This window comes from Micrococcus sp. FDAARGOS_333, assembly GCF_002206575.2.
In the GTDB taxonomy this organism is placed as follows: Bacteria; Actinomycetota; Actinomycetes; order Actinomycetales; family Micrococcaceae; genus Micrococcus; species Micrococcus lylae.
The window spans coordinates 2,295,178-2,312,312 of record NZ_NJFJ02000001.1 but is presented as its reverse complement, the minus strand read 5'-3'; the positions used below and the strand labels follow the sequence as shown (position 1 = coordinate 2,312,312).

Sequence of the window (17,135 nt, the reverse complement as noted above, 5' to 3'; positions counted from 1 at the left end):
CCCTGCCGGAGGCCCCATTCCAGCCCTTTGAAGTGGAGGATCATCCATGAAGTCTGCACTGCGCAGAATGGCGGCCCGAGCCCTGACCAAGGGCTCGTTCGACGACATCGAGTCCGAGATCCTCGCCGCTCTCGAACAGCCGGTGGGCGCCGCGGAACCGCAACGCATCGACCGGATCGTCGAACACGCCGTGCGGAACGTGCCGTTCTACAACCGCCACTCCGCTCAGGCCTCGTCCCTCGAGGACCTGCCCGTGGTGGACAAACTGATGGTCAAGAGCAGAGTCGAGGATTTCCTCCGCGCAGGGGTGGACCGCAGCCAGCTCGTGTCGCGGACGACGTCCGGGTCGACCGGCATTCCCATGACGGTCTACCTGGACCGTTCTCGTGCCCGGCGCAACCAGGCCGGGGTGGCGGCATCGCTCACGTACGTCGGAGCCGACCCGTTCGCCCCCATCGTGCGGGCGCGTCAGTGGGTCCGTATCTCGGCCAGGAGCCGTGCCGTGCAGATCCTGCGTGAACACTACCCAGCGCATGGGGACCGTTTCGACCCCGCGGACATCGCGCCGCTGAAGGCCTGGGTGCAGAAGCGCAAAGACGTCATGTTCCTGGGCTATCCGTCGTACCTGGAGATGGTCATGCGCACCCTCGAGGCCGAAGGCGCGCGGTTCGCCCCGGGCAATGTCCGCACCCTGATCTCCTCAGGGGAGGCACCGACCCCGTACTTCTTCGCGGCGGCACGTCGCCTCTTCGGCGTCCAGGCCCATGCCCGGTACTCCAGCATGGAGGTCGGAGCCATGAGCATCTCAGACCGAGACGACTGGAGCGCCTACAAGGTCGACACCAGTTCGTACCACGTGGAGATCCTGCAGGAGGACTCCGACGAGCCTGCCGCACCGGGGGAGCTGGGTCGCCTTGTGGTGAGCGATCTGCATAACCTGGCCATGCCTCTGCTGCGCTACGACACGGGTGACATGGCGCGGTTCAAGCTCGACGACCAGGGTCAGGCCGTCCGGAACACGATCGTCGACCTGCACGGTCGTCGACTGGATGTGCTGGTGGGAGGCACCGCTGCGGCGCCGAGGAAGCTCCACGCCCTGGCCATCTGGGCCGTTGCCGGGGAAATCTCTGAGCTCCGCCAGTTCCAGCTGCGCCAGCACGACATCGGGCGGTTCACATGGCTCCTCAACGCAGAGCCGTCGACAGAGATCGAGCGCACCCTGCGCCGTATCCTGGACGAGCGGGTCGGCGACGTTGTCGAGTGCCGCTTCGAGTACGTCGACGAGATGCCGGTGCTGGCGTCGGGCAAGCGTAAGCCCTTCGTGAGTGACATCGACGATCCGTCAGCCCTTGTCGAGGGGGGGCCGCTGACGACGGGAGCGCGCCGTCGTCTCTCTCGGGGCCCAAGAACGTGGCCGGCCCGGGGATGTCCTCCCCGAGCCGGCCTCTTTCTGCAGGTGGCCATGGCAGCCGTGTGCACGGCTCACATGGGGCCTGTCATTGCTGTCCAGCCTCCGTGTACTCCCGGTGGAGCGCGTCGATGTCCGTCGTTCTGAAGCGCGGCCAACTCAAGCCCAGCAGTGCACCGCCCAGGACGGCCCAGACGATGAGGGCGAAGAGCGACTCGGTGCCCAACGCCCCGGGGAGGAGAGGACGAGCAACAACGAGAGGAACAGGACGGCGATCAAGGCGCCGGCGATGCCCAGGACCTTCAGTCCGGCGGAGGGAGCCATCGCCTCCGCCGACCGGAGCCTGACGGAGGCGAGGGAGATGACGAAGATGAGGCGAAGAAGTATGGGATGGTGATGCCGGCCGAGGTCATGTCCACGAGCCAGCTCAAGGCGGCCCTGCCGAACCCCGGGGTCGTCGAGCACAGTGTGGCGATGACCAGGATGGAGAACACCGGAGTGCCGGAGGTCCGGGACAGCGAGCGGAAGGTCCGTGGGATCATCTTGGCCTCGCCCATGGTGTACAGCACCCGCGAGGATGCCGCGATGAAGCCGTTCAGCCCCCGGTCAGCACGCCCGCGGAGACCGCCGCCACCACCAGGACCATGGCCATGGGGCCCAGCAGGTCCGTGAGTGCCTCCGCCGGCGGCCGGGAGCTGTCACTGTAGTCCGTGGCCCGAGAGGACACCGCGATCGCCGTCGCCAGTGACATGAGCATGTACACCACCGCTGCAGTGACGATGCCCGTCACCATCAGCCCGAAGAGCTTGCGCGGGGCGAAGCCGAATTCCCCGGCCATCTGTGGCACGGTGTCGAACCCGATGAAAGCCCACGGCGCGATCGCGAGGATGACGAAGACGCTGGTCAGCAGCGACTGACCCGGGGGAACGGCTGCGGGCAGCTCGATGTCCTTCGTCAGGAAGGCGTACACGGCTGACACGCAGAGCGCGGTGATGCAGGTGAGCATGGTGATGACCGCCCAGAATTGGAACCGTCCGGTGAACTCCACCCCCTTCATGTTCAGCAGGGCGAAGACCCAGATGAACAGAATCGTGACCAGGACCTCCGCAAGGTAGACCTCCCACCCTGCGACGTCGAAGAGCTTGCCGTGGGAGAGGAGCCCCGGGAAGGTCATACGGAAGATCAGGGTGACCGCCGAGGCGTTCATGGCGACGACCCCGATGTACCCCAGGGCCAAAGATCAGCCCGCGATGAATCCGGGGATCCGTCCGGCCGAGAGGAGTGCGAAGAGCGCCCCGCCGCCGGTGCGGGGAAGGGCTCGGATGGCGGTCGCGTATACCAGGCCGACCACGAGGATGAGCACGGTGGCGACGCCGAAGCCCAGGACCACCCCGGCGAGCCCGGCGCCTTGCAACCAGTCGAAGGGCAGGACGAAGGCCCCCCCACCCCACCTCCGAGCCGATCGCGAGGGCGAACGCCCAGGCGGGAGTGAGCCTGCGGCGGAGTGCGCGTGGAGATGTCCCGGCCGGAGCCGGTGGGGGATGGGCGGTCATGAGGTTCCTCGTCTGGTCGGCTCTGAGGCGGGGGAGCGGGTCAGCGGGTGACCGCAGATTCGCGTGCGGCGTCGAAGCGCTCCCAGAGCGCGTCGTCGATCTGGGCGCGTGTCATGCCGTCGAAGCATCCCGCGTCCGTCAGGCGCTGTGCCTCCAGCTCAGAGAACTCGCCCAGCCGCTTGGCCGGGACGCCCCCGACGATGGAGTCTGGCGGCACGTCCTTGGTCACTACAGACCCGGCGGCGATGATCGCACGCGTGCCGATGCGCACGCCGGGCGGGATCGCCACCGCTAACGATGAACATGAACCGGCCATTCCTGAGCATTCGGGAGAGCACGCGGAGCTTGGACATAGAGATGTGGCCCTATCGACTCGAAGTCAGATGGGGCGGTTGCGCGACTCTTGTCGGCGAGACGACGCGCGGCGAGACGCGTGAGGTGTCTTCACGCCGGCGGTCCTTGAGCAGAAGCGCAACGAACCAAGTGCCCAGCAGTACGGCCAAGGTCACCGGGGACAGCACGTCGGCGAGGAAACCGGAAGCGCTGCCACGAGGTGCGAACACGATGGCGGGGATGCTGAGCAGGCGCACGGCATTGGCCACCACGGAACCGGGACCGAAGGCGTCGATCCAGGCCACCAACAGTCCGTAGGCCACGGCGACGAGGAGGACGCCAGCGTAACCGTAGTCCGCGTAGCCCTCGGCGAGGAAGGACGAGCCCACACCGCGTCCGGTGAGGTAGACGTCGCCGAGGGTGATGTAGGACAGCGAGTGGCTCAGAGACGTGCCGGACTGCGCGTACGCCACGGTGTTGCCGGCGAGTCCGCCGTCTCCCCCGAATACCAGTCGGAGGAGTCCCTGACTGGCGAACGTCATGAGGTAGTGGCCCTCCGGCAGGCGTGACTCGTAGCGCAGGCCGTACTCGATGACGTTGAGACTGGAGCCCTGTCCGTAGAGGAAGCCGGACAGGGTGTCGCTTCCTTCTGCACCTTCGCGGTTCGCCCCGACCAGGAGGAAAACGGGGACCAGAACGGTCACCGCCGCGCCGCCGATCAGCATCAGCCGGCGCAACGGGATCAGCGCCGTGTCCTGATGCCGGGCCCGGTACACCAGGTAGGCGAAGACCATCAATATGAAGGTGCCGAAGTCGCCGCGGTCGCCGGTGACCATGATCAGGGCCTGCGCGGTGAAGGCGGTGATCAGCACGACCCAGGTTCGCCGTGGTGACGCCAGGGTCGCAAGGAAGACACAGAAGACGACGGTGTTGGCGAAGTCGCCATAGGCGGAGATGGAAGCGAAACCGCCCTGCCCGCTGACGTAGAGGCCCGTGTAGCCGGCCTGGCTGGCCGTGCGGATGTTGGTGACCAGATAGGCGAGAGCGAAGGGCAGGGTCGCCCAGTACGCGAGCTCCGCTGCGGAGGCGAAGCGTTCAGCGAACTGCCGCCGGGCCTCCTCGTGCGCGGTCGATCGTGCTTGTCGGCGACGGTGGGCGAGGAGGGCGATGATCGACCGGGGGTACAGGAGATACCCCGCGACGATGCCGAGCAGGCCCAGGGACAGCGTGAGAATCAGGTGGTCCTCGACCTCGGCATACCAGCCGAGGCCCTCGTAGCCGAAATAGCCCATCATGACCGGCTTGCCCAGCAGGAAGAAGGCGTAGGTCGCCAACAGAGCCAGCAGCATGATGCGGTCGCGGAGCCGAGCGGCTGCGAAGCCGACCGCCGCGATCCAGAGGCTCACCGGTATGGACCACGCCCGCATCTGCGGATCGATGAGAACGACGGCGGCGAGCACCAGCACCGCCACCGCGATCGGGGCGATCACCAGTCCGGTGCCGCCGGGGGCTGCGGGTTTCCGGGCGCTCTTCATGACTGCTCCTTCGTCGGCCGTGCCACGTCCGAGGCGACCTCGGCTGCCTGACCACGGCGGTCGAACTGACGAGTGATGATCAAGGTCATGGCCAGCATGCACATCAAGGCCGCGGCCATGATCCATGCCATGACCTGTACCCGGGGGAGCAGCGGGAGCGTGCTGGTCGACAGGAAGATCAACGGCGCTGCCGCATATACCACGGCGAACCCTAACAGCCACCCCTGACGCTCCGTGGTGACGTACACGTTGGCCAGCGGCGAGGTGAAGGTGTTCATGAAGAGCCACGGCATCAATGCCTGGGCGATCAGGCCTGCCTGGCCCCACTGGTCTCCCAGAAACAGGGGGAACAGCCAGGGTGCCAGCCAGTAGAAGACCAGGAACACCGGGGCGGCCACGAAGCCGAGGCGGATGAGAAGTCGCTTCACCAGCGGCGCCAGCTCACCGGGGCGGGCGCGGGCCATGAGTGGCAAGAACACCTGGGCGATGGCGCCGCGGATCAGGTAGACCGGAGCATTCGTCGCCTTGTTCGCCAAGGAGTACTGCCCGAGGCCTCCGAGCGCGATGTTGCCGATCAGGATGTTGATCCCGGCGTCCCGGACAGCGTCCACTAGCACGTTGGGGGCATTAAGCAGCGGCATCTTCTTGTAGCGCACGGCCATCTCCCGGATTGCAGGGGCGTCCTCTGGGAGTGACGTGTGCAGTTCCGGGACCCGCCGATTCAGGATGAGGAGGGTGACGACCTGTCCGACGAGCATGCCGATCAGCAGCCCCTCGAACCCACCCACCAGGGGTGCGCAGACCAGTTGCGCCGTCAGCATGAGCAATGCTGCCAGCATCCGGTTCTGTGCGATGAGGCCGAACTGCTTCATCCGGATCAGCCAGTTCTGCGTGTTCAAGATCTGCGCCATCGCGTAGACGATGAGCGCTGTCACGGTGAGCCAGATGCCGAAGGAGGGGTTCTCATAGTGCTCGCTGACCCTCCGATGGGCCAGCAACAGGACGACGGCGAGAACGGTGGACGTCACCATGATGATCCGTGAGGCCAATCGGTGGACCGAGCGTGCGGCCGACTGGCTTTCGGGAAGAACGAGGGCGATGTCATAGCGGAGGGCCGCGACCATCGACCCGGCAAGCACGATCGACTGGGCGATCGCGAAGAACCCGAAGTCTGTGGGCGAATAGAGACGAGCCAACGGGATCATTCCGACGATGGTGATCAGCTGGGCCATCGTCGTCCCGGACAGCACGGTGAGGAGCTGACGCAGGAGCCGGCCGTCGCCTACGGCCTTCTTGCGAAGACGGCGGAAGAAGGACGTCACGGGCTGTGAAGTTCCTTCCTGGCCTGGTCGCGGTGTGCGCAGCGGCCGACGTTGACGGGTGATGACAGCATCTTCGCGACGAACTGTCGATAGTTCCGGTCGGAGTCGAAGTGCGTACTCCACGTCTCGCGGGCAGCAACCGACCGGCGGGCGAAGGCAACGGGAGCCATCCGGGCGAACTCCTCGACCGCGGCCGCGATCTCCCGCGGCGTCGGGTCGGCTGAGAGGAGCCGGCCGTTCACGCCGTCAGAGACGATCTCTCCGGTGCCGCCAACGTCCGTGGCGATGGTGGGAAGCCCGCAGGAACTGCTCTCCATGATAGACACAGGCAGTCCCTCAGAGCTGCTGACATTGATGAACACGTCGTGCCGTCCGGAGCGGTAGGCCTCCAGGATTTCATCGTTGCGAGTCCAGCCGTAGAAGGTGGCGGAGACGTGGTCTGGCAGGGTCAAGGCCATGGCGCGCACCCGGTCCATGTCCGGGCCATCCCCATAGTGACTCCATTCGATCTGGACGGTGTCCGAGATTCCCCTCAGTGCCTCGACGAGGAGCTCAAGTCGCTTGACGGGAGCCGCGTCGGAACAGGAGACGAGCCGGAGCACCTGAGTGGAGGACCGCGGGGGGCGGACCCCATGGTCCTCGGTCCCCAGGTAGGACACCTGGATCTTCTCTTCGAAATCCGGATGCCGCGCCCGCAGGTACTCGGCGCCGGCCTGTGAGACGCTGTGCAGCTCGTCCAGAACACCGAGGTTGATCGCGCGGCCCGGAAGGTAGTCCGTCGGCTGGCGCTCTTCGAAGAGATCGATGCCGTGGGCACGCCCGATGAGTCGGCTCGACGGGAACCTCGCCGCCAGTCTGCTCATCAGGTACGGCTGGTAGAGGAAACGGTAGGCGTAGAAGACGGTTTCGTCGGAGGAGCTCGGCGTGATGTTGTCACGGATGAAGCGCCCGATCACGGACGCCTCGTGCTCGGCACGGCTGAACTGAGACAGTGCTTGGACAGCTCGGGCCACGGTGAAGCGACGGTCTTTGAAGAGCTGACGAAGTTCGGTGACGAAGGCACGGGACACCAGAGCCCTGGGCGAGACGGCGGCGTAGAACAGGTGGGACTTGAACGGGACGGGGACGACCGTCACCTGCTTGAGCGGGAGATCCCGCCGGTGATCCATCTGATGCTTGCGGAGCGACAGCGAGAAGATATAGACCTCGTCGAAGGCGTCCAGGTAGTGGCATTCCCGCATCAGGTACGGTTCCTGCTTCCCATAGGGGAAGGAGTTGGCGAAGAGCAGCAGGCGGCGAGTCATCGGCGGCCTCCCTCGACGGGGCCGGTGGGTGTCTCGCGCACCGAGGTGAGCCGGGGAGTCGCCATCGCCTGGAGAATGTTCAGAGCCGAGTCTTCGAGGGAGTGACGAGGCGCGAAATCGTACTCTCGACGCAGCAGGCCCGAGTCCAGGCCCAGCGTCCGGTCATCGCCGGCCGAAGCCTCCCAGGAGATCTCCGCGGGATGACCTGTCTCCGCACGGACGACGTTCGCGACCGTCTGGGCGATCTCCTTCAACGTCAGCGGATTGTTGCTCCCGATGTTGAGTGCCGGGCCCTCGGGACGAGGACCGGCCACGGCGACCGTGATGAGCGCCTGTGCGGCATCACGGACATCCATGAAATCGAACGTCTGCTCCCCGCCCTGGATCGTCACCGTGTCACCGGCCAGGAACTTCGTGATGAACCGGTTGACGATCCGGACGTCATAGCCCACGCCGATCAGACTGGACATCCGGGCGTTGACCAGGACCTGCGGGCTCAGCACCAGCGCGGCGGCCAGTTCCATGGCGTACTTGCCGGTCGAGTACGGGGTGTCGCACTCGATGGGGCTGTCCTCAGTAGCGGGCTCCGTGCGTGCCTGCGAGTAGACGCTCTGGGAGGACACGTTCACGAAGCTGTGCAGGTCCACGGACGCGGCGGTCTTGAAGAGCATGGTGAGGTACTCCAGGCCCTGGGCCATGGCCGTCCCGCCGCGGTTCCAGGGGAAGGCGCAGTTGACCACGACGTCCCCGCTCTGCAGGAATCCTTCCTGGAGTAGCTCCTCGCGGGCGTGGACGTGCGGGGTCCTAGAGAGCGGGGGGAACGGAGTCCGCTCGAGCAGCTCCTTCATCTCCGCCGGCCCCTGCGAGCTCACCGCCACCACCTCATGGTCGGTCGTGGACAACAGCTCTCGCACGAGGGCGCTGCCCAGGAATCCGCCTGCACCGGTCACCACAAAGCGCATGTCTCTCCCAACGTTGACGTCTGTCTGTACCTTCAGAGGACTCGTTCTGCCAGGTCGCCCGGAGGGACCGTGTCAGCAATGACCATGGATTCCCCGGACGTGTCCTTCACGTCCACGAGGTCGGCGATCGTGGTCATGCTCTCGCGCATGCCGTCGACGGTGTCGCTGACGCCGATGACGCGAACGGCGATCTGGCGCAGCTGTCCCCAGCCTTCTTCGGGGAGTGTCTCTCCCTCGGAGAGGGAGGTTCCCACAGAGAGGACCCCGGGCAGCTGCGCCACGGCGTCCAGTCCCTGGTACACCCCGACGGTGCCGGGGCGGACCAGGATGGAGACGTTGTACCCGAAGCCGTCATGGCGGGGACGGGCGAGCCTGCCGAGCTCGGGAACGCCCATGGAGCCGGTGACAGCGAAGTGGAGCAGCATGGCCAGCGGGTTGTACCCGCACAGCTGCTCCACGATTCGGTACTCCTGCGTCGGCGTGACACGGTAGCCGATGTCGTAGGTGTGGAAGACGCCGTCGTGGATCAGCCCCTGCATGAACATGATGCCGTTCGTGATCTCGACCGACTTCATCATCTCCACGACGCGCGGGGCGACCTCCTCGAGGTACCGGGGAAGGAGCGAACTCGGAGACGAGTAGGCGACCGGGAGGCGGTAGCGCAGGTCCGGTCCGAAGTCATGCATGTGCCGGTTCCACATCAGGCAGACGTGGCACTCTCCGTCCTGGAAGACCCAGTAGACGGTGGCCTCTTCCCCCGGCATGAAGCGCTCGATCACGATGTCCTGGGTCCAGGAGTAGTCCCGGGCGACGGCAAGGCTCTCCTCCAGGTCCGTCTGGGTCTGCGCGATGCTGATGCCGCGGGAGCCGCTTCCGTCGGAGGGCTTGATGATCAGGGGGAACTGCGCGGCGGGAATGCCGCCCGAGGTCGCCTCCTCCACCGAGTAGCTCCGCAGCGTGGGCACGCCGAACTCGTGCAGGAGCTCCTTGTACCGCTTCTTGTCCGTGAACAGCTTGATCTGATCGACGGTGGCGTAGCAGGGAAGGCCGGCCTCGGCACAGATCTCCGCATAGGCGGGCAGCCACCGGTCGGAGAAGCCGGCGAGGATCCCGGACACGCCTTCGCGCTGGGCGAGCTCCACCACGGCCGCCACATCACTGGTGCTGACCTGGAAGTGCTCGTCTGCGGCGAACTTCGCCGGGGACTGCTCGGGCGTGTTGTAGTCCGTGACGATCACATGCAGTCCGAGACGGTGGGCCTCGTCGATGATCTCAATGGCCTTGCGCGAACCGTCCAGCAGCAGGAGCTTCTTTCCCGCCAGTGGCTTGGAGTTCAGGTCCATGGTCATGCTCCTTGCTGAGCGTGAGGGGCGGGGGCCGTCATGAGTCCGTGGCGGATCAGCACCTTGTCCAGGGCCCAGTCCGGCAGGGCCGCCGTGGTGATCACGCGCCCTTCGCGGTCGTAGCCCATGAAGGACCCGCGTGAGGAGGATCCCCTCGCCTTGTTCTGCCGGCGGTCCAGGGCCGTCTGCAGGACCCGGAACATCAGCCAGGCGTCGGTCTTGAGCGAGACGTTCTCCACGTACCAGCAGTCGTTCTCGAACTGGTCGTCATAGGACATGGGCCCCTTGGGCGGCCGGGGCGTAGGGCACTCCAACCCCGGCTTGACGGCCATGCGCTGGCGGTGGCGATCGCTGAAGCGCTCCACGTACTCGGGCACCAGCGGGCGGGGGCCGATCAGTGACATGTCACCCTTGAAGATGTTCCAGAAGTTCAGCAGCTCATCCAGGGATGCCCGACGGATCAGACGCCCCATCTTCGTCACCCGGAGCTCTCCGAGCAGAGGCTTGCCCTGATCGTCATACGCGTTGCGCATGGTGCGCAGCTTCACCATGCGGAACTTCTTGCCGAGGCGACCGGGCCGTTCCTGGGTGAACAGGATCGGTCGCCCCAGGTCCTTCAGGGTCACGAGGCACAGGGCCCCGATGACGGGGGAGGAGGCCAGCAGAGCGCCACCGGACAGGCCGATGTCCAGGGCCCTCTTGCCGTACCGGGTGTAGAAGGTGTCCCGAGGTTCCACCACCGGGTGCAGACGGTTGACGTGGTCCAGGTTCGCCGCGCGCAGCTCGTCCGCCACCTCCCACCGCATCCGCTGGTTGAGGGCGGAGAACTTCTCTTCATAGGACGAGTCAGGAGTGAGCACGCGTGTCCTCCCCGTTCACTGCAGCGATCTCCACGAACTTTCCGGCGACGACGTCGGCGCGGCTGCGCAGCCACTGCTCGGCCGGCTCTCGGCCGAGCTTCCAGGCGACATAGCAGTTCGGGACGCGGGCACCCGCCATGTGCGAGAAGGGGTAGCCCCCGCCGAACCGCGGGTTGATGTCGATCACGAAGGGATTCGCGTCGTCATCGACGAACACGTCCACGTCGATGGTTCCGGGGTGGGGGATCGCCTCCGCGATGCCGCGGGCAAGCTCTTCGAAGGGCGCCGAATCGACCGAGACGGCACGGTCGGTCTCCCCGCTGCGCATGGCGATCTTGCGGCGGGCGAGTACGCCGGCGAAGCGGCCGTCCAGATCGCAGACCACGTCGAGCCCGAACTCCACGCCCTCGATCTTCTCCTGGATGACCAGCAGCTCCTCCGGTGCCACCTCGTCCTGCTGGGAGGCGGGGACCCCCTGGCGGGTGGTCACCTCCTGGGACGCTTCCCGCAGCGCATCCGCCAGGCCGGCGCGGTCCACGAACCTCAGCCCACGGGAGGCGCTGCCATAGCGCCCCTTCGTGACGAACGGTCCGGCGGCGTCGCCCTCGGCGGGAGGCTCGCTGCCGAGCCAGGTCACCGGGGACGGCACCTGCGCCTCGGACAGCGCCTGGCTCGTCGAGTACTTGTCCTCGATGAGCCGCTGGGTGTCCGCGTCCAACCGGACCAGGGCAGACCAGTCGTCGGAGTCCGGGAGCATGGCCCAGGTGGAGAGTTCGAAGTCGTTGATGGACACGGCCAGATCGACGTCGTGGTCGACCAACGTCTGCCGCAGCCAGGCTTCATACGAGGGGTCGACGACCGTCGGCGCCTGGACGAAGGCGTCGGCGAAGGGCCGCGAGGGGGCGAACGGGTCCACGTCGGCGGCGATCACCCTGCCCTCGACGCCGTTCTCCGCCAGTGCGTCCCGGAACCAGCGCACCAGGTAGGGGCGACGTCCCACAGAGGAGAGGAGGATGTTCATGCACGCGCCTCCAGGAAGCTCGTGATCGACTCGGTGACGCGTGCGATCTGCTGCTGGTCGAGCACCGAGCCGCTCGGCAGCGAGAGGCCGGTGTTGAACAGGCGCTCTCCGGTGCCGTCCGTGAAGGCCCGCTTCTGTTCATAGACCGGCTGCAGGTGCATGGGCTTCCACAGCGGGCGCGCCTCGATGTTCTGGTCCGCCAGGTGCGCGCGCAGGTCCTCGGCGGTGAAGCCGGCCTCCTGAGGATCCACCAGCACGGACGAGAGCCAGAAGTTGTCCTGCGTGTCACCGCCGTCGGCACCCGAAGGCTCACCGAACATGTCCACGCCGGGCACGGTGGAGAAGAGCTCCCGGTAGTGGAGGCGGAGGGCACGACGGCGCTCGATCATGTCCTCGAGGCGAGCCAGCTGTGCCCGGCCCAGCGCGGCCAGGATGTTGGACAGGCGGTAGTTGTAGCCGATGTCCGTGTGCTCGTAGTGGACGACGGGCTGGCGGGCCTGCGTGGCCAGGTAGCGGGTCCGCTGAGCCATGTCCTCATCGTCGGTCAGGAGGGCACCGCCACCCGAGGTCGTCATGATCTTGTTGCCGTTGAAGGACACGGCGGCGGCGACGCCGTATGCGCCGGACGAGCGTCCGTTGCGCGTCGCGCCGAGGGACTCGGCGGCATCGGAGAGGACCCTGGCGCCGTGGGACTCGGCGATCTGTCCGATGCGCTCGTGGTCCACGACCTTTCCGAGCAGGTCGACGGGCACGACCGCCTTCACGCGCACACCCTCGGCCTCGAGCTCGGCGAAGGCCCGTTCCAACAGGTCCGGGTTCATGTTGCCGGTCTCATCAGCGTCCACGAACACCGGCTCGGCCCCGGTGTAGACGATCGCGTTCGTGGTGGCGGCGAAGGTGAGGGACGAAGTCAGGATCACGTCGCCGGGCACGACCCCGAGGTTGAGGAGGCCGAGGTGCAGCGCCGCGCTGCCGGAGGACAGGGCGACGGCGTGCCGGCGGCCCGTGTACTCGGCCAGTTCGGTCTCGAACGCGTCGACCTCCGGGCCGAGTGGGGCGATCCATCCGGAGCGGAACGCCCGGACGAGGGCGTCCTCCTCCGCCTGGGTGACGTCGGGAGAGGAGAGGAAGATGCGGTCGTTCACGGGCGCAGTCCTGTCTGGTCGTTTCCGGTCGTCTCGGTCTCGTGGTGGTCCGCGGTGGCGGGCTCGTCTGCGGCCTTCTCCGCCGGTGTCGCATCTGCGGCCTTGTGGGCCGGCGTCGCATCCGCGTTCGGCTCTTCGGTGATCATGCCCAGCACCGCGTGCCTGCCGTCTGGCACCGCGGCGACCTCGACAGGATCCAGAGCAGGCACCTGGACTTCGCTGATCAGCGGATGCTCGCTGGTGGCTCCTGCTTCGGCAGTGCTGAAGAGCACCTCGTGCATCTTCTCGCCGGGCCGCAGGCCGGTGAAGTTGATCTCGATGTCCTGGCCGGACTCGGCGATCATGCGCTTGGCCACGTCGAGGATCTTCACCGGCTGACCCATGTCCAGCACGAGCACGTCTCCGGGACGTCCGATCGCGCCTGCCTGCAGGACGAGCTCACAGGCCTCGGGGATCGTCATGAAGTAGCGGGTGACCTCCGGGTGGGTGACGGTGACCGGCCCGCCCTTCTCGATCTGGTTGCGGAAGGAGATCAGCACCGAGCCGCGGGAACCGAGGACGTTGCCGAACCGCACGGACAGGTAGGGGACGCCGTACTCGTTGGCGTACCACGCGGTGAGGCGCTCGGCCAGGCGCTTGGTGGCTCCGAGGACACTCGTGGGTGCGGCCGCCTTGTCCGTGGACACGTTCACGAAGCGCTCGACGCCCACCGTGTGCGCAGCCTGCAGGACGTTGCGGGTGCCCAGGACGTTGGTCCGCCATCCCTCCAGGGGGAAGCGCTCGAGCATCGGGAGGTGCTTGAGCGCGGCGGCGTGGAAGACGACCTCCGGACGATGCCGCTCGAAGACCGCCTGGAGCGCCTCGGTGTCGCGGATGTCGCAGAGGACGATGTCATCGGTGTCCAGCAGGCCGTTGCCGTAGATGTCCAGCTGGACGCCGTGGAGGGCGGACTCGTCGCGGTCGAGGAGCAGGAGCTTCTTCGGGCCCAGGCGGTGCAGCTGCACGGCGAGCTCGGAGCCGATGGAGCCGCCGGCGCCGGTGACCAGCACGACCTTGCCCGTCACGTAGTCGGAGATGGAGGTCAGATCGGTCTTGATGGGCCGGCGGCCCAGCAGGTCGGTGACGTTGAGGTGACGCAGGGATCCGAGCGTGACCTGGCCGCCCACCATCTCGCGCAGCGGGGGCACCATGATCAGGTCGAGGTCCTTGTCCTCACAGACCTTGCTCACGTTGTCCACGTGTGCCGCATCCGCCCGTGAGATCGCGTAGATCACCGCTTCCGCGCCCTGCTTCTCGGCGACGGCGGCGAGGTCCTTGCCGCGACCGCGGACCTTGTGGCCGTGGACGCGCAGGCGTGCCTTGCCCTTGTCGTCGTCCAGGAAGCCGACGATCCGGTAGGGCGGCTCCTCGGCCTGGCGCATCAGCTGAGCGATCTGGTGCCCGGCGTTTCCGGCGCCGTAGACGAGCGCGGGGACCGCGTCCTTCACGTCGGCGCGGGGACCGGAGTCGGTGACATTGCGGACTGTGAAGCGGCCGGCCAGCATGAACAGCAGAGCCAGCGGCGGCAGGGTGAGCGCGACGCCGCGGGGGAAGTTCTCGGAGACGACGCTCAGGGCGAGGCCGATCACCAGGGCGATGCCGGTGACGAGGACGCCGGTCCACCCGACGTCAGAGAAGCTGCCGACGCGGTTGCGCCCCAGGTAGTTCTGCGTGACCAGGCCGGCGCCCACCTGTAGCACCACGGCGATGCCGGTGAACAGGAGGACCCAGTTCCACTGGGTGTTGGACAGGCCGAAGTCGTACCGCACCAGCAGGAAGGCCAGCAGCGCCAGGACCCAGGAGAGGCTGTCCCAGAGGATCAACAGCAGATGTCGGGCCAGGGGAGGCAGGCGGTCGAACCTCGGGCGCGCTGATGTTGCCGTCATCGGATCAGGAGTTCCTTTCGGGAAATGTCACTCACACGTAGCATAGTGCTGTTTCTCAGGTCTCTCGGCCTCACGGGGGAACCAGTCCCTGCGCCGGAGAATGGTGGGTGTGGCCTGAGAACTCTGAGAAGTGTATCCGGTGTGGATGACGTTTCGGTAAACAGAAGGGCCTGCGGGAAGCATCGATGCGGTCCGGTGTCTTCGGCGACTGTCTGGCCCGGCGTGGCGCCGGGTCCCCGTGACTCGGTGCCACGCCGTCCTGCGTCTCAGCCGCCCAGCCGATAGTGGCGCTCGAGCGGCGTGCCGTTGACGGCCCGGTCGCCGAGCAGCCGGGCGCGGTAGATCAGCGGGTTGTGGCTCGCGAGCACGCGCGCATTGCGCCAGCGCCGGTCCAGCCCGCGTGTGCGCAGGGTCGCGGAGGCCCCGCCCACCTCGAACAGGCCGGTCGCCGCGTCGAGGGCGGCCCGAGCGATCACCTGCTGGGCGGCGTAGACGGCGGTGTACACCGCGTCCACCTCGGCCTCGGCCAGGGGTGCGCCCGCCGCCTCGGCCCGCAGCGCACGATCCAGGGGCCCGACGACGGCGTCGAACGCCGCCTGCGCCCCGAACGCGGCGGCCTCCAGCTCACCCACCACCTGTAGCACCTGAGGATCGTCACCGGGCCGTGGGGCCGCACCGTGGGCGGGTGGGGCGACCGTAGGCATCCGCCCCGGGTCCGTCCCAACCCGCCGACGGGTGGCGTCACGTGCCGGTCCCCACCGTCGGGCGGTGGCGTCGGCACCGCCGGCATGACGGGTACCGGTCGCAGGGCCGTCACAACGGGTCACCCGGACCTCGCCGCACCTGCGAACGGCACCGACAGGTTCCGGGTGGCGGCGAGTCCGTCCTTGTGACGTGCTGACCGGACCTCCGCTGGACTCGCGGCGGCCCACCGCGTGGGATGGGCGCACCACCCATCCAGAGCGGCCGAGAGATCTGGCTCGACGACGCCGCAGCAACCAGCCCGCCGACCCCGGACTCACGGGAACGGCAGGCCCGGTGCTACCGCCAGGACCGATGGACGAGAGCAGATGCCCCGTCATGCCACACAACAAGTCCACGCCGGCTACGAGCCCGCCGCACCCCACCGGCCGGTCGTCCCGCCCATCCACCAGACCACGGCGTTCCGTTTCCCGGACCACGCCACGGCGGCATCGATGTTCCGGCTCGAGACCCCCGGCTTCACCTACAGCCGCACGGGCAACCCGACCGTCGCGGTGTTCGAGAACCGCCTCGCCGCACTGGAGGGTGGCATCGGCGCGATCGCCACGGCCACCGGCCAGGCCGCCGTCGCGCTGTCCCTGCTGGCGCTGCTGCAGGGCGGCAAGCACCTGGTCGCCTCCAGCCAGCTCTACGGGGGCACCGTCGACCTGCTGACGGACACGTTCGCGGACTTCGGCATCGAGGTCACCTTCGCGGACCCGGCGGACCCGCCCGCGTGGGCGGCCGCGGTCCGGCCCGACACCCGCGCGTTCTTCCTCGAGGCCATCACCAACCCACTCGCCACCCTCCCGGACCTGCCCGCGCTCGCGGACCTCGCCCACGCTGCCGGCGTGCCCGTGGTGGTGGACAGCACCCTCGCGACGCCGGCCCTCTACCGGCCGCTGGAGCACGGCGCCGACGTCGTCGTGCACTCGGCCACCAAGTTCCTCGGCGGGCACGGAGCGGTGCTCGGCGGCGCGATCGTGGACGGCGGCACGTTCGACTACGGTGCGGCGCCGGACCGGTGGCCGCAGCTGGCCCGACCCAAGGCCCGCTACGGCGGGCAGACGCTGGTCGAGCGGCACGGCCGCGGCGCCTACCTGACGCTGGCCCGCAGCAAGTTCCTGCACGACCTCGGCCCCACCCTCGCCCCCGCGAGCGCGGCGCAGTTCATCCAGGGGCTCGAGACGCTCGACCTGCGCGTGGCCCGCCACACCGCCACCGCCCTGGCCGTGGCCGAACACCTGGCCGGGCACGCCGCCGTCGCGCGGGTGCACCACCCCGGCGTGGCCGGGCATCCCAGCGCGGCGCTGGCCGCCCGCGACTTCCCGGACGGCGTCGGATCGGTGTTCTCCTTCGACCTGGCCTGCGGTCCCGAGGCCGTGGCCCCGTTCCTCGACGCGCTCGAGCTGTTCCAGCTGGTGGTCAACGTCGGCGACGCCCGGTCCCTCGTCTCGCACCCGGCGACCATGACGCACTGTCGCCTGACGCGGCAGCAGCGCGAGGCCGCCGGGATCGCCGAGACCACCGTCCGGCTCTCCATCGGGCTGGAGTGTCCCGACGACCTGATCGCGGACCTGGACCGTGCCCTGGCCGTGGTGACCGCCGCCGGGCCGGCCGTCCCAGCCACCACGCCCGCCGCCGTCCCCGAGACCACCGCCGTCACCCAGGAGGTGCGCTGAG

15 protein-coding genes, 1 pseudogene and 1 riboswitch are annotated in these 17,135 nt (G+C 67.8%); of the genes and pseudogenes, 2 read left to right on the top strand and 14 right to left on the bottom strand.

The genetic code is table 11. The features are described 5' to 3' along the window. Positions 1–46 precede the first annotated feature (46 nt). The gene (locus CEQ11_RS10210; protein WP_127913488.1) at positions 47–1,555 is read left to right on the top strand and encodes a phenylacetate--CoA ligase family protein; all 1,509 of its coding nucleotides are present in this window, start codon (positions 47–49) and stop codon (positions 1,553–1,555) included. A gap of 155 nt (positions 1,556–1,710) precedes the next feature. On the opposite strand, the gene CEQ11_RS13495 is transcribed toward CEQ11_RS10210, so the two are convergent. From CEQ11_RS13495 to CEQ11_RS10145, 14 genes and pseudogenes are all read right to left on the bottom strand, one after another. Then, a complete protein-coding gene (locus CEQ11_RS13495) occupies positions 1,711–1,950 on the bottom strand; it encodes a hypothetical protein (protein WP_369804940.1) in 240 nt (79 codons plus the stop codon). A gap of 53 nt (positions 1,951–2,003) precedes the next feature. After that, positions 2,004–2,645 carry an amino acid permease gene (locus CEQ11_RS10200; protein WP_088478533.1) on the bottom strand — a complete coding sequence of 214 codons (642 nt, stop codon included), beginning with the start codon at positions 2,643–2,645 and terminating at the stop codon, positions 2,004–2,006. A gap of 3 nt (positions 2,646–2,648) precedes the next feature. Then, on the bottom strand, positions 2,649–2,822 hold the full coding sequence (locus CEQ11_RS12945; protein ID WP_193763018.1) for a hypothetical protein: 174 nt from the start codon (positions 2,820–2,822) through the stop codon (positions 2,649–2,651). A 317-nt stretch (positions 2,823–3,139) separates the two neighbouring features. Next, positions 3,140–3,250: pseudogene (locus CEQ11_RS13490) on the bottom strand (sugar O-acetyltransferase); the annotation flags it as partial. Between the two features lie 76 nt (positions 3,251–3,326). After that, complete coding sequence (locus tag CEQ11_RS10190) at positions 3,327–4,829, bottom strand: O-antigen polysaccharide polymerase Wzy family protein (protein ID WP_227718917.1); 1,503 nt, start codon at positions 4,827–4,829, stop codon at positions 3,327–3,329. Next, entirely contained in the window at positions 4,826–6,151 is a 1,326-nt protein-coding gene (locus tag CEQ11_RS13190) for an oligosaccharide flippase family protein (protein ID WP_088478529.1), read from the bottom strand. Before CEQ11_RS13190 ends, CEQ11_RS10190 begins: the two co-directional genes overlap by 4 nt. Continuing rightward, the gene (locus CEQ11_RS10180) at positions 6,148–7,455 is read right to left on the bottom strand and encodes a glycosyltransferase (protein WP_102957519.1); all 1,308 of its coding nucleotides are present in this window, start codon (positions 7,453–7,455) and stop codon (positions 6,148–6,150) included. Before CEQ11_RS10180 ends, CEQ11_RS13190 begins: the two co-directional genes overlap by 4 nt. Beyond that, positions 7,452–8,417 (bottom strand): NAD(P)-dependent oxidoreductase, encoded by a 966-nt coding sequence (locus CEQ11_RS10175; RefSeq protein ID WP_088478527.1) that lies wholly within the window; start codon positions 8,415–8,417, stop codon positions 7,452–7,454. The genes CEQ11_RS10180 and CEQ11_RS10175 overlap by 4 nt, the downstream gene beginning before the upstream one ends. A 32-nt stretch (positions 8,418–8,449) precedes the next feature. Then, the gene (locus CEQ11_RS10170; RefSeq protein WP_193763017.1) at positions 8,450–9,760 is read right to left on the bottom strand and encodes an ATP-grasp domain-containing protein; all 1,311 of its coding nucleotides are present in this window, start codon (positions 9,758–9,760) and stop codon (positions 8,450–8,452) included. Between the two features lie 2 nt (positions 9,761–9,762). Continuing rightward, positions 9,763–10,620, bottom strand: coding sequence for a sugar transferase (locus tag CEQ11_RS10165; RefSeq protein ID WP_088478525.1), 858 nt, complete (start codon positions 10,618–10,620; stop codon positions 9,763–9,765). Then, entirely contained in the window at positions 10,607–11,641 is a 1,035-nt protein-coding gene (locus tag CEQ11_RS10160) for an ATP-grasp domain-containing protein (protein ID WP_088478524.1), read from the bottom strand. The genes CEQ11_RS10165 and CEQ11_RS10160 overlap by 14 nt, the downstream gene beginning before the upstream one ends. Then, the gene (locus CEQ11_RS10155; protein WP_088478523.1) at positions 11,638–12,786 is read right to left on the bottom strand and encodes a DegT/DnrJ/EryC1/StrS aminotransferase family protein; all 1,149 of its coding nucleotides are present in this window, start codon (positions 12,784–12,786) and stop codon (positions 11,638–11,640) included. Before CEQ11_RS10155 ends, CEQ11_RS10160 begins: the two co-directional genes overlap by 4 nt. Further along, positions 12,783–14,711, bottom strand: a complete 1,929-nt coding sequence (locus tag CEQ11_RS10150; protein WP_088478522.1) for a nucleoside-diphosphate sugar epimerase/dehydratase — start codon at positions 14,709–14,711, stop codon at positions 12,783–12,785. Before CEQ11_RS10150 ends, CEQ11_RS10155 begins: the two co-directional genes overlap by 4 nt. Before the next feature lie 266 nt (positions 14,712–14,977). Next, the gene (locus CEQ11_RS10145; RefSeq protein ID WP_255397901.1) at positions 14,978–15,355 is read right to left on the bottom strand and encodes a hypothetical protein; all 378 of its coding nucleotides are present in this window, start codon (positions 15,353–15,355) and stop codon (positions 14,978–14,980) included. A gap of 306 nt (positions 15,356–15,661) precedes the next feature. Further along, positions 15,662–15,774: riboswitch (SAM riboswitch) on the top strand. A gap of 7 nt (positions 15,775–15,781) precedes the next feature. Here CEQ11_RS10145 and CEQ11_RS10140 point away from each other — a divergent pair. After that, positions 15,782–17,134 (top strand): O-acetylhomoserine aminocarboxypropyltransferase/cysteine synthase family protein, encoded by a 1,353-nt coding sequence (locus CEQ11_RS10140; protein WP_088478521.1) that lies wholly within the window; start codon positions 15,782–15,784, stop codon positions 17,132–17,134. Position 17,135: the final 1 nt, after the last annotated feature.

Excerpts from the sequence above, each read along its gene's own strand:
- CEQ11_RS10210 (WP_127913488.1), top strand. The coding sequence starts at position 47 with ATGAAGTCTGCACTGCGCAGAATGGCGGCCCGAGCCCTGACCAAGGGC.
- CEQ11_RS13495 (WP_369804940.1), bottom strand. The coding sequence starts at position 1,950 with ATGATCCCACGGACCTTCCGCTCGCTGTCCCGGACCTCCGGCACTCCG.
- CEQ11_RS10190 (WP_227718917.1), bottom strand. The coding sequence starts at position 4,829 with ATGAAGAGCGCCCGGAAACCCGCAGCCCCCGGCGGCACCGGACTGGTG.
- CEQ11_RS10180 (WP_102957519.1), bottom strand. The coding sequence starts at position 7,455 with ATGACTCGCCGCCTGCTGCTCTTCGCCAACTCCTTCCCCTATGGGAAG.
- CEQ11_RS10175 (WP_088478527.1), bottom strand. The coding sequence starts at position 8,417 with ATGCGCTTTGTGGTGACCGGTGCAGGCGGATTCCTGGGCAGCGCCCTC.
- CEQ11_RS10170 (WP_193763017.1), bottom strand. The coding sequence starts at position 9,760 with ATGGACCTGAACTCCAAGCCACTGGCGGGAAAGAAGCTCCTGCTGCTG.
- CEQ11_RS10160 (WP_088478524.1), bottom strand. The coding sequence starts at position 11,641 with ATGAACATCCTCCTCTCCTCTGTGGGACGTCGCCCCTACCTGGTGCGC.
- CEQ11_RS10150 (WP_088478522.1), bottom strand. The coding sequence starts at position 14,711 with ATGACGGCAACATCAGCGCGCCCGAGGTTCGACCGCCTGCCTCCCCTG.
- CEQ11_RS10140 (WP_088478521.1), top strand. The coding sequence starts at position 15,782 with ATGCCCCGTCATGCCACACAACAAGTCCACGCCGGCTACGAGCCCGCC.